The following is a 14,338-nucleotide window of genomic DNA, read 5'->3' as shown; positions in this document are numbered from 1 at the left end:
GGGAAATTCCTTCGCTTTGCCACCATGGATCACTTCCCCTGGATGACGAAACATCCAGCGTCCAGGTGTCGGAATCTCGGGGGTCACTCCAAACGGCATGAGCGCTTTCAGCCACACCCAGGCCCCTGGGTCTCCCGATCGTACGAAGGACCGGAACCAACCCGCCAGCAAGGTAAGGAGCGTTTTCAGCGTTGACGCTCCAAGGTGAGGGCGGCGGCGATTGACGTCATTCGATTCGGGCTGCACCGGGATCTGCGGAAGATGCGCCACGACTTCAGCCGTGCAATGCCGCGCTCGACCGGTGCCCGTGCCGCCGACAGCACACTGTTGACGGTCTGTCGGGTGGGTGTGAGGTCTCGGCCGGGCGGGCGTCTGCGGGCTGTCGTCACCCATGGGCCGGCGCCCATGTAGGCACGGTCGGCGAGGACCGGGACGCCCTGCCCGTGCACGGCTCACTGGAGGACGCGCCACCGGTGGTCGGGGTCAGCCAGAGCAGGCCGGCACGGGAGACACCTCGTACATGTACTTACGAGCACATCAGAATCCGAGATGTCTGCTCCAGAGCGGCCCTGGACTGCATTTGACACCCAGAATGCCCGGATTTGCCGCACGGGCGGCAGACAGAAACGACAATACCTACACCCTAGATTCGACCCGGATTCGACCCGGAGGGTTTATTCAGTGAGTAAACATTGCATCTGACCTGCGGAAATGCGGAGCGGCAGACGAGCCGGGCCGTACGCCGGGTTCTGTGTCCGGGAGGACCTCACGGTCCTCCCGGCGACGGCCATCCATCTAGGACCGGTGTTGCCACCGGCCTCGTGCGGTCTACCCGCGGACTCGGGCGGGCAGCCCTCGAACGTCCGCGCAGGAGCGCCTCGTATCCCAGAGGCGTTCCCTTTTGACCTTGCTCCGGGTGGGGTTTACCTAGCTGCCCAGGTCGCCCTGGGCACTGGTGGTCTCTTACACCACCGTTTCACCCTTACCCGGTGCCGAAGCACCGGGCGGTCTGTTTTCTGTGGCACTGTCCCGCGGGTCACCCCGGGTGGCCGTTAGCCATCACCCTGCCCTGTGGAGCCCGGACGTTCCTCGGGGAGTTCCCACTAGGGGCACTCCACGCGGCCGTCCGCCCGGCTCGTCTGCCGTGTCGACCATGGTACCGGGCGGGCGCCACCCCTCCGACCTACGCCCGATCCCCCCGACCCCGACCTCGATCCCGGCGTCGCCGTAGCCAGCACCGACCCCGCCAGAATCAGCGTGAAGGCCACCCCTGTCCCCACCGTCAGCCTCTCCCCCAGGAACAACGCCCCCGCCGCCACCGCCACCGCCGGGTTGACGTACGTGATCACCGTCGACCGAGTCGGGCCGACCTCCTTGATCAGCTCCAGGAAGGCCACGAACGCCACCGCCGTGCAGATCACTCCCAGGCCCGCGAGGGACGCCAGGACCTCGGGGGACGGGACCGAAGAGGGCAACGTCAGCGCCGCCGCCGGGGCGTACACCAGCGCCGCCAACGCCAGGCACGGCGCCGTCAGTTGCAGGGTCGGGACGTCCTTCAGGTAGCGGGCCGCGATCAGCGGAGCCGTCGCGTAGCCCAGTACCGTCAGCAGTACCTCCGCCAGTGAGCGCGCGTCGCCGCCCGTCAGGTGCGGGACCGTGAGGACCGTGACCCCGGCGAGGCCCAGGGCGAGGCCCACCGTCCGGCGGGCGCCCAGTTGTTCGGCCGAGCCGAAGAACCTCGCCATCAGCACGCCGACTATCGGTACGCCCGCGATCAGCAGCCCGGCGGTCGAGCTGGACAGGTGGCGTTCCGCGTCCGTGAGCGTGAACCACGGGCCGATGATCTCTATGCACGCGAAGGCCAGCATCGGGCGCCAGTGCGTCCGGACCGTGCGGGTCAGGCCGCCTTGTCGCAGGGCGAAGGGCAGCAGGAGTACGGCGCCCAGGGCACAGCGCGTGAAGACGACCACGGACGGGGAGAGCGGGGCGTCCACCGCCACTTTGATCATCAGGTAGGGGATACCCCACACCACTCCCATCAGGGAGAACAGGAACCAGCCGCGTGCAGTCATACGGCGAGTCTGTGCCGCCCCCTCATCCGGCGTCTTGAACGCTGTTGCGGTACGCCGCCGGCGTCACCCCCAGCACCCGCCGGAACCAGCGCGTCAGATGCGCCTGGTCCGCGAAGCCCACCTGCGCCGCCACCTCGGCGGGACGCCCGCCCGCCTCCAGCAGCCCGCGCGCCCGCGTCACCCGGTACTGGGCGAGCCAGGCGTACGGCGGTATCCCCATCGTCGTACGGAAGGCGCGGAGGAGCTGGTAGCGGGACAGGCCGAGGTCCGCGGCCAGGGACGAGAGGGACGGTGGGGTCAGCAACTCGTCCGCCAGGCGGTCCCGTACCGCGTGGGCCACCCAGGCCGCGCCCGGGATCTCGTCCGGCGCCGGGCGGGATGTCGAGTGGCGGCGGGCCAGTGCCGTGAGTAGCCACGGGAGGCGGGACTCCGCCTCCAACTGGTCCGGGCAGGCGCTGAGTTCGGTGTGCGCGATGCGCAGCGCTACGGCGAGTTCGGCGTCGTCGAGGAGGGGTTCGCGGAAGTGCGGGAGGCCGCCGCCGAGGATGCCTTCCGTCAGCAGTGCCGGGGCGGCGTAGAGGGCTCGGTAGGCGTAGCCGTCGGTGGTGCTGCCCGGGCCGCCGGTGTGCATCTCGCCGGGGGCGAGTACGACGATGGAGCCAGGGCCCGTGCGGATGTGGCCGCCTCGGTAGTCGATGAGTTCCGCGCCGCCGACGCAGACGCCGATCGTGAACTCGGCGTGGGCGTGCGGGGCGTAGACGTGCCGGTCGAAGCGGGCGGTCAGGAGGTCGAGGGGCGGGCCGCAGCGGCCCAGTCTCGCCCTCGTCCACAGTGCCTGCTCACGTGTGCTCACCGGCCGCACCACCTTTCCTCCCCAGGGTGCAACGCTCCGGGGCCGCGTGTCATGCCGGGGTGAGCGCCCGCTCCAGGATGTCGAAGGCCGCGTCCATCCGGGCCTGGTGGTCCTCGGCCGGCCCGTCCCCGCGTTCGCCCGCGAGCAGGCGGCGCGCGGTGGTGACGTAGACCGAGCGGTACGCGGCGACGATCAGGGCCGCCGCCAGGGCGGGGTCGGGGGTGTCCGGGGCGGTCTCGGCGAGGGCGTCGGACAGGGCGGTCTCGATCTCCTCCAGGCCTTCTCGGGCCCGCGCGCGCAGGGCCGGCGAGTCGATCACGACCTGCCAGAAGTCCGGGAAGGCGTCGTTGGGGCCGGCCAACGGGTGCTGCTGGTCGCGGAGTTCGAGTGAGAGGCGGCGCAGCGCGGCGAGCGGGGTCTCGCCGGGGGCGCGGTGGCGTACCGCCCCGCTGAGCACCTCGACCGCTTCCGGGATGCGGTCGAGGAACAGGTCCTCCTTGCGCGGGAAGTAGTTGAAGACGGTCATCGTCGACACCTCGGCGGCGCGCGCGACCTCCGCCACCGACACCCCGTCGAAGCCGCGCGCCTTGAACAGGCCCGTGGCCACGTTCGAGATCCGCTGCCGGGTCGCCCGCTTCTTGCGCTCTCTCAGGGAGAGCTCGGCCGTGCCCTCGCTATCAGTCATGAGAATAGTGTAGCGAACATAATTTTTTAGTGACTACACTTCTAGCATGGGCACTGATTCGAGCATGGACACTGAAACGAACTACGACGTCGTCGTCTCCGGAGCCGGGCCCGTCGGGCTGCTCCTGGCCGCCGAACTGACCCTCGGCGGAGCCCGCGTGCTGGTCGTGGAGCGGCTGGCCGAGGTGAACGAGACGATCAAGGCGGGCGGTATCAACTCCACCACCGCCGTCGCCCTCTACCGGCGAGGCCTGCTGCCCGCGCTGACCCAGGTGCACGAGGAGGCGATGAACCGCTTCAAGGAGTTCACGCGGGCGCGCGGCGGCAGCGAGGGCGACACCCCCGTTCCGCCGCCGAGGTTCGCCGGACACTTCTCCGGGATCATGCTGCGGGCCGATCTGCTCGACGAGTCGGACCCCGCCTTCGCGGACCTCGGCCCGGTCGAGCGCGTCGGGCTCGTCCCGCAGGCCCCGCTGGAGCGGCTGCTCGGCCGGCACGCCGACCGGCTCGGCGTCGAGGTGCGCAGGCAGGTCGAGTTGGCCGGCTTCGACACCGACGAGGAGGGGGTGACCGTACAACTCGCCCCAACCGACGGCTCCGCGCCGCACACCGTCCACGCCGGCTGGCTGGTCGGCTGTGACGGTGGCCGCAGCCTCGTGCGCAAGCTCGCCGGGTTCCGATTCCCGGGCACCGCACCGGAGATCACCGGCTACCAGGCGATCGCCGACATGACCGGGACCGAGCCGCTGCGCGGCGGCTGGAACACCACCGACGTGGGGACGTACGCGTACGGTCCGATGCCGGGACGGATACTCACCGTCGAGTTCGACGGACCGCCCGCCGACCGCGAATCCCCTGTCACCGCCGAGGAGTTGCAGGCCAGTGTGCGCCGGGTGACCGGCGTCGACGTCACCGTGCGCGAGGTGCGCTCCTCGACCCGGTTCACCGACAACTGCCGTCAGGCGGACACCTATCGCTCGGGCCGGGTACTCCTCGCGGGCGACGCGGCGCATGTGCACTCGCCGTTCGGCGGGCAGGGCCTCAACCTCGGTGTCGGGGACGCGATGAACCTCGGCTGGAAGCTCGCCCTGGTGGTGAGCGGCCGGGCGCCGGTGGAACTGCTGGACACCTACACGGCGGAACGGCATCCGATCGGCGCCTGGGTGCTGGACTGGACGCGCGCCCAGATCGCGGTGATGCGCCCCGAGCCGCACTCCCGCGCCCTGCGCGAGGTGGTCACCGACCTCGCGGGGACGGTCGACGGCACGACGTATCTCGTCAAGAAGATCTCCGGTGTCTGGCAGCGCTACGACCTCCCCGGCGACCACCCCCTGACCGGCCGCAGCGCCCCCGACCTCGAACTCGCCGACGGCACCCACCTCGCCGACCACCTCCACACCGGCCGCGCCCTCCTCCTCGACCTCGCCGACGACCCCAAACTCCGCTCCCGCGCGGACGGTTACGAGGGTCTGGTGGACGTCCTCACCACCACCTGCCCCCAACGGCCGGAACTCGCCGGGCTGTTGGTGCGGCCCGACGGGTTCACCGCCTGGGCGGCGGACACGGACGGCGCCGAGGGCGATCCCTCGGACGCGCTGCGGCTCTGGTTCGGCGCGCCGGTCGGTGCTTGACCCTGCCGTAACGTCAGCGTTTCTACTGGTCCCATGCGGATCGGAGAACTCGCCGAGACCGTCGGCGTCACCACGCGGACCGTCCGGCACTACCACCACCTGGGCCTGCTGCCGGAACCAGAGCGGCGCTCCAACGGCTATCGCGACTACGGTCTGCGGCACGCCGTCGTCCTCGCCCGGATCCGGCGGCTCACCGAGCTGGGTCTGGGGCTGACCGAGGTACGGGACGTGCTCGCGGACGACGCGGGCCGGGACCTCGTCGAGGTGCTCACCGAGCTCGACGAGGACCTTGCCCGGCTGGAGTCGGCGATCCGGGAGCGCCGGGCCCGGCTGCGCACCCTGCTGGACTCGGGGGAACTGCCCGCCGAAGGGCCCGTCTCCCCCGAACTGACGGCGGTGTTCAGCCAGTTGACCCACACTTCGACGCTCCCGGCCGACTCGCCCATGGCCGCGAAGGACCGCGAGATGCTCGCCCTGCTCGACACCGTGGCGACCCCGGCCGACCGGGCGCGGATCATGGAGCTGGTGGGCAGCGCCGTCGCGACACCGGACGCGGTCGCCCGGGCGCACGAGGCGTACGCGCTGCTCGACGCGCTCGCCGACACCGAGCACCCCGTCGACCCCGCCGACCCGCGCGTGGACGAGGCGGCCCGCGCTCTCGCCGTCTGCGTTCCGGCCACGCTGCTTCCCCAGGGGAGCCCGGTCGATCAGGACAGCGGATTCCTGCGTGCCTTCTACGCGGACTTCGCACCGGCGCAGGCGGAGGCGATCCGCCGGGCGCTGCTTATCGCCACCCGGGGGCCGGCATGAGAACCGTGTCCGTGCTCCTGCGGCACGAGCTGCGACTGATGGAGAGCCTGGTGCTGTGGATCACCCGCCGGACCCAAGGGACGGGCGGCGGGCGGGCGTTCGGTTATGCGCGGGGGCAGGGGGTCGTCATGGCCGGGTTCCTGTTCGTGTGCGTGGTCGAGACGCTCGGCATGTCCGTGCTGCTGCGGGACTGGCCGCTGACGCACGGGGTGGTGCTCGCCCTGGACATCTACACGGTCGTGTTCGTCGTCGGCATGCACGCGGCCTCCGTGGTCCGCCCGCACGTCCTGGAGGCGGGCTCGCTCCGGGTCCGCCGGGGTGTCCACGTCGATGTGCGCATACCGCTGGCTCAAGTCGCCTCCGTACGGCGGGAGTTGCGCATGACCCACCGGACGACCGACGGCGAACTGAACCTCCCCGTCGGCTCGCAGACCACCGTCACACTCCAACTCACCGAGCCCATGACCCACTTCACCTTCCTCGGACGCCAACGGGAGGTGGGCACCGTCCGCTTCCACACCGACGACGCCGACACCCTCGTAGCGGCGGTCAAGCAGGCGCGAACCGTACCTTCGACATCCCCGGGTCCGCCTGTGTGAGCCGGACCCGCAGCCGCTCTCCCAGCGGCAGCGGAGTCGTACCGCCTTCGAGTCGGGCGACGACGGCCGGAGCATCCAACTGCACCTTTCCTACGGTGGGTTGACGCTCCTCCACGTCGACCACATAGCCGACGAAGAGGTCGCCCACGCGGTCCTTCAGGAGGGCCGCCTCGACGATGTCGACGCACTCGCGCTCGACGGTGCCCGCGAGGCGGGTGCCGTCGGCCATCTCCTTGGGGAGGGCGTCGAGGCCGGCCAGGACCCAGGCGGGCGGGGAGTCGGGGGCGAGACAGAGTTCGGAGGCGTAGCGGTCGACGAGGCGTCGTAGCGGGGCCGTGCAGTGGGTGTAGGGGGCGGCGACGGCCGCGTGGGTGGTGAGGGGCGGGAGGTCGCCGTCGCGGAAGACCGTGTAGCCCGCGCCGCGCAGCAGGGTCGTGCACTCCTGGAGGAAGGCCGCGTGGTGCGGGAGGTGCGGGTCGAGGGAGCGGATGAGCGCGGCGTACGACATGTGGTGCGGCCAGTCGATGTGCAGGGCCTGCGCGGTGCGGTGCAGGCGGCCGACGGCGCCGTCGGGGGCGGCGGGCAGGGTGCGCAGGACGCCCGTGCCGTGCGTGAGCATCAGGTCGGCCGCGGCCATGCCGGTGAGGAGGGAGATCTGGGCGTTCCAGCCGTCGGCGGGGAGCGGGGCGCGGTAGGCGAGTTCGTAGGTGTGGTCGTGCTCGACGATCTCCTGTTCGGGCACGTTGAGGGAGATGCCGCCGCGCTCGACCTCCAGGCGTTCGCGGGCCTCGCCGATGTCCTTGAGCAGCGCGAGCGGCTCCTCGGCGGTGCCCGTGTCGATCCGGCGCTGCGCGGTCGCATAGTCGAGCTTGGCCCGGCTGCGGACAAGGGCCCGGCGGACGTCCACGGCGGACGTACGGCCGTCCGCGTCCAGGTCGATCGTCCACAGCACCGCCGGCCGGGTCACGTCCGGCAGCAGACTCGCCGCGCCCTCGCTCAGCAGGGGCGGGTGCAGCGGGGTCTTCTCGTCGGGAAAGTAGAGGGTGGTCACGCGGCGGTGGGCCTCCGCGTCCAGCGCCCCGCCGGGGACGACGAAGGCGGCGACATCGGCGATGGCGTACCGGACCCTGAAACCGGAGCCTCTGCGGGAGAGGTGCATCGCCTGGTCCAGGTCCATGGACGTGGGCGGGTCGATGGTGAAGAAGGGGATGTCGGTCGCGTCCTCGGCGGCCGGCATCGGGGCCTTCGCCGCCGCTTCCGCCTCCGCCAGTACCTCCGGCGGGAAGGTCCCGGGTACGCCGAGTTCGGCGCGCAGTGCGGTGAGGGCGGCGCGGAGCGGGGCTGCGGGGGTGCCGGTCACCCGGATGCGGCGGCGGGGCATGACACGAGCGTAGGCACAATCCGCCGGGCCGCACCCTTTACGCTGGCGCAGCACCCACCGTAAGGAGAAACCCACCGTGCTCGTCCTGCTGCCGCCCTCCGAGGGCAAGGCCTCCTCCGGCCGCGGTGCCCCGCTCAAGCCGGAGTCCCTGTCCCTGCCGGGACTCACCGAGGCCCGCGCGGCCGTACTCGACGAACTCGTCGACCTGTGCGCGGCCGACGAGGACAAGGCGCGCGAGGTGCTCGGGCTGAGCGAGGGGCTCAGGGGCGAGATCGCGAAGAACCTCGACCTGCGGACCGCCGGCGCGCGGCCCGCCGGGGAGATCTACACGGGGGTCCTCTACGACGCCCTCGACCTGGCCTCCCTCGAACCTGCCGCGAAGAAGCGGGCCGCGCGCTCGCTGCTCGTGTTCTCCGGGTTGTGGGGCGCGGTGCGGGTGACGGACCGGATTCCGTCGTACCGCTGCTCGATGGGCGTACGGCTACCCGGGCTCGGGGCGCTGGGCGCGCACTGGCGGGCGCCGATGGCGGCGGTGCTGCCCGAGGTCGCGGGGAGCGGGTTGGTACTCGACCTGCGGTCCTCGGCGTACGCGGCGGCGTGGAAGCCGAAGGGCGAGGTCGCGGGGCGGACGGCGACCGTACGGGTGCTGCACGCGCCGACCCGGAAGGTCGTCAGCCACTTCAACAAGGCGACGAAGGGGCGGATCGTGCGGAGTCTGCTGGCCGCGTCGGCGGCGCCCGGGACGCCGGCGGAGCTGGTGGAGGCGTTGCGGGGGCTGGGGTACGAGGTGGAGGCGGTGGCGCCGGGGCGTGCGGGGCAGGCCTGGTCGCTGGATGTGCTGGTGGACGAGATTCACTGAGCGCGTCAGCTTTCAGCGGGGGCGGGCGGGCATTGCCACGGTGACGTTGAAGCGTTGGCGTTGCAGTGTGTGCAATGACCTTTGCGTGGGCTGCATCGGCTCGGCAGGATGAGGGCATGGCTTCCTCCTCGCTGCTCGGTCTCGCTCCCGTTCTGCCTGTCGTCGTCATCGAGGACGCCGCCGACGCCGTGCCGCTCGCGCGGGCGCTGGTCGCCGGGGGGCTGCCGGCGATCGAGGTGACGTTGCGGACTCCGGTCGCGCTGGAGGCGTTGCGGGCGATCGCGGGTGAGGTGCCGGGGGCCGTGGTCGGGGCGGGGACCGTGCTGACTCCGGGGCAGGTGAAGGAGTGTGTGGGCGCGGGGGCTCGTTTTCTGGTCAGTCCCGGGTGGACGGAGCTGCTGCTGGAGGCGATGCAGGGGGCCGGGGTGCCGTTTCTGCCGGGGGTGTCGACCGCGTCCGAGGTCGTCGCGCTGCTCGAACGCGGGGTGCGGGAGATGAAGTTCTTCCCGGCTCAGGCGGCGGGCGGTACGGCGTATCTCGCCTCGCTGGCGGGGCCGTTGCCGCAGGCGCGGTTCTGTCCGACCGGTGGGATAGGGGTCAACTCCGCGCCGGAATACCTGGCGTTGCCCAACGTCGGCTGTGTGGGCGGGAGTTGGATGATCCCGGCGGACGCGGTGGCCGCGCGCGACTGGGGGCGGATCGAGGCGCTGGCCCGCGAGGCGGCGGCGCTCAGCGCAGGTGGGACGTGTCGTTGAACAGCCGTACGCTCGCGTTGCCGTCGGCGTAGTACGCCACCGCGGAGAGGGAGGCCACCGAGAGTTCCATGCGGAACAGGGACTCCGGCGGGGCGCCCAGGGCGAGTTGGACGAACGTCTTGATCGGGGTGACGTGGGTGACGAGCAGGACGGTGCGGCCCGCGTAGGCCGCGATCAGCTTGTCTCGGGTGGCGGCGATACGGGTCGCCGTCTCCGCGAAGCTCTCGCCGCCGCCGGTGGGCCCGGCCGTGGGGTCGGCCAGCCAGGTGGTCAGGTCGTCGGGGTAGCGCTCGCGGACCTCTCCGAAGGTGAGGCCCTCCCAGGCGCCGAAGTCCGTTTCGCGCAGGCCCTCTTCGATCGTGACGTCGAGTCCGAGGCGGTTCGCCACGGCCGCCGCGGTTTCCCTGGTGCGGGTGAGGGGGGACGCGAGGATGTGCTGGATGGTGCCTCGGGCTGCCAACGCGGTTGCCGCGCGCTCGGCTTGGTCCTGGCCGACGTTGGAGAGGGAGGGGTTGGTGCCGCCGCTGCCGGAGAAGCGTTTCTGGGGGGTGAGGGGGGTTTCGCCGTGGCGCAGGAGGACGAAGGTGGCGGGGGCGGTCATGTCCGCGGGGGCCCAGCCTGGGGTGGGGGTGGCTACGTTGCGGGCTGCGCGGGTATCTGCGATGGCTTTGGCGGTAGTCACAGTGCGGGTCCGTGGGGGCTGGTCGCGCCCGCGCGGCGGAGCCGCATGTGTCACAGCCCCGCGCCCCTTAAAGACCTCAGCTGAACCTGTACTCCATTGTTCGCCCCTCTTCCCCGCGTCCATCGCCTCGTTCGCCAAGCGGTCCGCGTGTTTGTTCTGCTCTCTCGGGATCCACTCGTACGTCACCTGGTCCGCCGGGAACACCGTGCCCGCCTCTGCCGCCAAGGGCTTCATGTCGGGGTGTTTGATCTTCCAGCGGCCCGACATCTGTTCCACGACCAGCTTGGAGTCCATGCGGACGTGGATGTGGGCGGACGGGTCCAGGGTGTGGGCGGCGCGGAGGCCGGCCACCAGGCCCCGGTACTCGGCGACGTTGTTCGTGGCGACGCCGATGTACTCGGCCGCCTCCGCCAGCGTCTCCCCCGTCGTCCCGTCGATGACCACGCTGCCGTAGCCCGCGGGACCCGGGTTGCCCCGGGAACCGCCGTCGGCCTCGACGATGAACTCCCGCACGCCCCGTACTCCTTACAGACCCGAGTCCGACGTGCGCACCAGGATGCGGCGGCAGTTCTCGCAGCGGACCACCGTGTCGGGGGCCGCCGCGCGGACCTCGTTGAAGTCGGTGATGGCGAGCTCCTGGCGGCAGCCCTGGCAGGTGCGCTGGTACAGCTTGGCCGCGCCGATGCCGCCCTGCTGCTGGCGGAGCTTGTCGTAGAGCTTGAGGAGGTCCGCGGGGATCGTGGCCGAGATGACCTCGCGCTCCTTCTCGGCGGTGGCCTCCTCCGCGTCGAGGGTCTCGAAGGCCGCGTCGCGGCGGGCGGTCGCGTCGTCGATCCTGCCCTGCACGGAACCGACCCGCTCGGTCAGTTCGGCGGTGCGCTCCTGCGCGGACTCACGGCGCTCCATGACCTCCAGGACGATGTCCTCCAGGTCGCCCTGGCGCTTGGCGAGGGAGACGATCTCGCGCTGGAGGTTCTCCAGGTCCTTGGGGGACGTGACGGCACCGGAGTCGAGGCGCTGCTGGTCGCGGGTGGCGCGCTGGCGCACCTGGTCGACGTCCTGCTCGGCCTTGGTCTGCTCGCGGGCGCAGTCGCTCTCCTCGGTCTGCACGGCCACGAGCAGGTCGCGCAGCTGGGTGAGGTCCTTGGTCAGCGAGTCGATCTCGGCGTGCTCGGGCAGGGAGTTGCGCTTGTGCGCGAGCTGCTGGAGGCGTACGTCGAGGGCCTGGACGTCGAGAAGTCGGATCTGGTCGGCGGGCGCGGCGTTCAGTTGGGGGCTCCCATGGGGTCAGAAGAAGAAGGGGGGCGCGAAGCGCTCGTTGGAAGGGCGGTGGTGGGCGACGGGTGGGCGGACGCCGCGTGGGCGGTCCAGGGGTCGGTGACCGTCTTGGAGACGTGGACCCTGAGGTCCCATCCCTCGCGGTCGGAGATCTCGTCGAGCTGGGCGGCGGCCAGCTCGCACCAGGGCCACTCGGTGGCCCAGTGCGCCGCGTCGAGCAGCGCGAGAGGCTTCTGTGGGGTGTGGGCGCGGGCCTCCGACACCGGGTGGTGGCGGAGGTCCGCCGTCAGGAAGGCGTCCACGCCTGCCGCGCGTACGGCGTCGAAGAGGCTGTCGCCGGAGCCGCCGCTGACCGCGACCCGGTGGACCAGGGCGTCGGGGTCGCCCGCGACGCGGATGCCCTGCGCCGTGGCGGGCAGGCGCTCGGCGGCGCGGGCGGCGAGTTCGCGGACGGTCAGCGGGTGCTCCAGCTCGCAGATCCGGCCCAGGCCCCTGCGGCCGTCCGGATCGGTCGGGTCCGGCACGAGCGGTCCTACGACCCTGAGGTCCAGCGCGCCCGCGAGGGCGTCGGAGACTCCCGGGTCGGCGCGGTCGGCGTTGGTGTGGGCGACGTGCAGCGCGATGTCGTGCTTGATCAGGGTGTGCACCACGCGGCCCTTGAAGGTGGAGGCCGCGACCGTGGTCGTACCGCGCAGATAGAGGGGGTGGTGGGTGACCAGCAGGTCGGCGCCCAGCTTCACGGCCTCGTCGACGATCTCCTGTACGGGGTCGACGGCGAACAGCACGCGGGTGACGTCCTGTTCCGGGTCGCCCACGACGGTGCCGACCGCGTCCCATGACTCGGCCCGCTCGGCGGGCCACAGGTTCTCCAGCGCGGCGACGACTTCGGACAGGCGGGGTACGGACTGACGGGGCACGGGGAAAGGCTACCTGGCCGGGCTGAGGGGCTGAACCGCTGAAGCGGTCGTATGAGGGCCTACGGCCCCGTTCAGCACACCCGCCCCGGTTTCCTCAGGCGAATCGTTACTTGGCCACCCTTATGTGTGATCCGGATGCTCATCGGTCCCACGTCCGTACGTACGAAAACTAGTTTCGTCGCCGGAGGTGACCGAACCATGACGGCCTGTGCGATCGAGCCCACAGCGGCGGACGAGGACGTGGACGGGGACGAGTGCGGGGGGACGCGGACCGATGACACCACGTGTGTGATCACCGCGGACGGGGCGTACGCGGCCCGCCTCGCGCCGGCCGGCGACTGCCTGTTCCCGGAGCGGTGGACGCTGGACGGCCCCGAGCCGTACGCCGTGCCGCTGCCCGGCAACCAGCCGGAGGAGCCCGGCAGCGAGGTGCAGCCGATGGGCGACGGGCGGGTGCTCATCCGGCGGCTGGTGGACGGGCGGCACGCGTTCTCGCTGCTGTATCCGACCGGCCCGGGCACGGGTGAGCTGCCGCTCGGCGCGATCGAGTGCCCGGACCCGGACACCCGGCTGCGGCTGCTGCCCCCGGCGCCGGGGGGCGAGAAGGCGTACGCCCTCGCCGTGGGCCGGCGGTCCACCGCCGTGTGGCTGGTGGCGGGCGGGGCGTTCGGTCCCGAGCATCTCGCGATGGTCCCGGGGCGCTGTTCGGGCGGGGTCTGGCTGGACCGGGCAGGGCGGATGCTGGCCCTGGACCGCGAGGTCGGCGGGCGGACCAAGGCGATCGTGGTGGATCTGGAGCGGGACGGGGAGGTGTCGCCGCTGCTCCAGATCGCGGCGGACAGCGACGACCGGCTGCTCGCGGCCGACCCGGACAGCGGGCTGCTGCTGATCCGCTCGGACGCGCCCTCGCCGGGGCGGGGGGACCGGCTGGGCTGGGGGGTGATCGGCTCCACGCTGCCGGTGCGGTTCCCGGAGTGCCTGCGGGTGCCGGACTGCACGGTGACGCCGTTCGCGATCCAGCCGGGGCAGGTGCTGATGCCGGAGAACTGCGGGGTGGCGCTGCGTATCGACGGCCCGGCCGGCACCTGGTTCGCCGTGTGGCGGCCCGCCGAGCGGCAGCTGCTCCAACTCCCGGCGCCCGAGGGCTGGTTGGCGGGCGCCGGGCTGTGGACCGAGGACGGGGTGCTGCGACTGCCGTACGCCACACGGGATGTGCCGTGCGGTGTGGCGCGGTTGGCGGTGCCCAGGGGGGCGGGGGGAACGGGGGACGCGGGGAGCCCGGGGGTGGGGGCCCCCGCGGCTGTGGGGGGAACGGGGGAAACGGGGGAGACACGCCCGGGGGATCCGGTGGGGGACGGGACGGTGGGCGCGCCTGGGGAGGCGCCGTCGCAACCGTCCGAACCGGATCCCCCGGTGCCGGTCGCACCGCGTCCGGTGCCCCTGCGGGAGGCGCCGCTCGAAGGCCGGGTGGCGGTCGGGTAACAAAGTGGTGCGACTCGGTAACGAAGTCGTTCCGGACGGCGGTCCGCCGCGCGTCACCCCGGGAACGGCTGGATAAGATCGCCGAGCTGTATGAAGGATCATGTTGCAACGGGGTGAACTTTCCGATGAACGACACAAGCACCGCGCAGACCATGTCTGCCGACACACACGAGACCTCCGGTCACGGCAAGCACCGGGGCCCGGTCTCGGCGCAGGACGGCGACTCCGCCGCCCACGGCCGTCACCGCAAACCGTCCGAGCAGTCCGAGTACGCGACTGTCTGACGGTACGTCAGTACCACACGGCCCCGCTCGTCTCCGGACGGGCGGGGCCGT

At 71.7% G+C, this 14,338-nt stretch carries 14 protein-coding genes, 1 other RNA gene and 2 pseudogenes; 7 read left to right on the top strand and 10 right to left on the bottom strand.

The annotated features are described in order from the left end of the window. From ACIQBL_RS41330 to ACIQBL_RS41305, 6 genes and pseudogenes are all read right to left on the bottom strand, one after another. A partial coding sequence (locus ACIQBL_RS41330; RefSeq protein ID WP_401952215.1) for a hypothetical protein occupies window positions 1–270 on the bottom strand: 270 nt, incomplete at its 3' end. Next, window positions 186–440 (bottom strand): annotated as a pseudogene (locus ACIQBL_RS41325) (transposase family protein); the annotation flags it as partial. The gene ACIQBL_RS41330 and the pseudogene ACIQBL_RS41325, both read right to left, overlap by 85 nt. A 282-nt stretch (window positions 441–722) precedes the next feature. Beyond that, window positions 723–1,138: RNase P RNA component class A (rnpB, locus tag ACIQBL_RS41320), an RNA gene on the bottom strand. Window positions 1,139–1,289: 151 nt separating this feature from the next. Next, window positions 1,290–2,072 (bottom strand): annotated as a pseudogene (locus ACIQBL_RS41315) (DMT family transporter); the annotation flags it as partial. Between the two features lie 22 nt (window positions 2,073–2,094). After that, the gene (locus ACIQBL_RS41310) at window positions 2,095–2,925 is read right to left on the bottom strand and encodes a helix-turn-helix domain-containing protein (protein WP_401952175.1); all 831 of its coding nucleotides are present in this window, start codon (window positions 2,923–2,925) and stop codon (window positions 2,095–2,097) included. A gap of 49 nt (window positions 2,926–2,974) precedes the next feature. Continuing rightward, complete coding sequence (locus ACIQBL_RS41305; protein WP_401952172.1) at window positions 2,975–3,610, bottom strand: TetR/AcrR family transcriptional regulator; 636 nt, start codon at window positions 3,608–3,610, stop codon at window positions 2,975–2,977. A 64-nt stretch (window positions 3,611–3,674) separates the two neighbouring features. Between ACIQBL_RS41305 and ACIQBL_RS41300 the strand changes: the two genes are divergently transcribed. The 3 genes from ACIQBL_RS41300 to ACIQBL_RS41290 are packed head-to-tail and all read left to right on the top strand — an operon-like array spanning window position 3,675 to window position 6,649. Further along, window positions 3,675–5,240: an FAD-dependent monooxygenase gene (locus ACIQBL_RS41300; RefSeq protein WP_401952169.1), complete on the top strand. Its 1,566-nt coding sequence runs from the start codon at window positions 3,675–3,677 to the stop codon at window positions 5,238–5,240. 33 nt (window positions 5,241–5,273) lie between these two features. Beyond that, entirely contained in the window at window positions 5,274–6,050 is a 777-nt protein-coding gene (locus ACIQBL_RS41295; RefSeq protein WP_401952167.1) for a MerR family transcriptional regulator, read from the top strand. After that, complete coding sequence (locus ACIQBL_RS41290; RefSeq protein ID WP_401952165.1) at window positions 6,047–6,649, top strand: hypothetical protein; 603 nt, start codon at window positions 6,047–6,049, stop codon at window positions 6,647–6,649. The genes ACIQBL_RS41295 and ACIQBL_RS41290 overlap by 4 nt, the downstream gene beginning before the upstream one ends. Here the strand turns inward: ACIQBL_RS41290 and ACIQBL_RS41285 are convergent. Continuing rightward, a complete protein-coding gene (locus tag ACIQBL_RS41285; protein ID WP_401952163.1) occupies window positions 6,600–8,030 on the bottom strand; it encodes an RNB domain-containing ribonuclease in 1,431 nt (476 codons plus the stop codon). The two genes, ACIQBL_RS41290 and ACIQBL_RS41285, sit on opposite strands and share 50 nt — an antisense overlap. Window positions 8,031–8,106: 76 nt before the next feature. On the opposite strand from ACIQBL_RS41285, the gene yaaA reads away from it, so the two are divergent. Then, the gene (gene yaaA, locus ACIQBL_RS41280; RefSeq protein WP_401952161.1) at window positions 8,107–8,889 is read left to right on the top strand and encodes a peroxide stress protein YaaA; all 783 of its coding nucleotides are present in this window, start codon (window positions 8,107–8,109) and stop codon (window positions 8,887–8,889) included. A 116-nt stretch (window positions 8,890–9,005) separates the two neighbouring features. Then, window positions 9,006–9,644: a bifunctional 4-hydroxy-2-oxoglutarate aldolase/2-dehydro-3-deoxy-phosphogluconate aldolase gene (gene eda / locus ACIQBL_RS41275; protein WP_401952160.1), complete on the top strand. Its 639-nt coding sequence runs from the start codon at window positions 9,006–9,008 to the stop codon at window positions 9,642–9,644. Here eda and ACIQBL_RS41270 read toward each other — a convergent pair. Genes ACIQBL_RS41270 through ACIQBL_RS41260 form a run of 3 tightly spaced genes read right to left on the bottom strand, consistent with a single transcriptional unit; the run spans window position 9,619 to window position 12,521 of the window. Continuing rightward, entirely contained in the window at window positions 9,619–10,839 is a 1,221-nt protein-coding gene (locus ACIQBL_RS41270) for a bifunctional RNase H/acid phosphatase (RefSeq protein ID WP_401952158.1), read from the bottom strand. The genes eda and ACIQBL_RS41270 overlap by 26 nt on opposite strands. 12 nt (window positions 10,840–10,851) lie before the next feature. After that, window positions 10,852–11,595, bottom strand: coding sequence for a zinc ribbon domain-containing protein (locus tag ACIQBL_RS41265; protein ID WP_401952210.1), 744 nt, complete (start codon window positions 11,593–11,595; stop codon window positions 10,852–10,854). Then, window positions 11,592–12,521 carry a Nif3-like dinuclear metal center hexameric protein gene (locus tag ACIQBL_RS41260; RefSeq protein ID WP_401952155.1) on the bottom strand — a complete coding sequence of 310 codons (930 nt, stop codon included), beginning with the start codon at window positions 12,519–12,521 and terminating at the stop codon, window positions 11,592–11,594. Before ACIQBL_RS41260 ends, ACIQBL_RS41265 begins: the two co-directional genes overlap by 4 nt. Window positions 12,522–12,719: 198 nt before the next feature. On the opposite strand from ACIQBL_RS41260, the gene ACIQBL_RS41255 reads away from it, so the two are divergent. Further along, complete coding sequence (locus tag ACIQBL_RS41255) at window positions 12,720–14,003, top strand: hypothetical protein (RefSeq protein WP_401952152.1); 1,284 nt, start codon at window positions 12,720–12,722, stop codon at window positions 14,001–14,003. Window positions 14,004–14,128: 125 nt separating this feature from the next. Further along, on the top strand, window positions 14,129–14,287 hold the full coding sequence (locus ACIQBL_RS41250) for a hypothetical protein (protein WP_401952150.1): 159 nt from the start codon (window positions 14,129–14,131) through the stop codon (window positions 14,285–14,287). The last annotated feature ends 51 nt before the right edge of the window (window positions 14,288–14,338 follow it).

The organism is Streptomyces sp. NPDC088350, from assembly GCF_044753545.1.
GTDB lineage: Bacteria > Actinomycetota > Actinomycetes > Streptomycetales > Streptomycetaceae > Streptomyces.
This window is presented reverse-complemented; position numbering and strand designations above follow the sequence as displayed.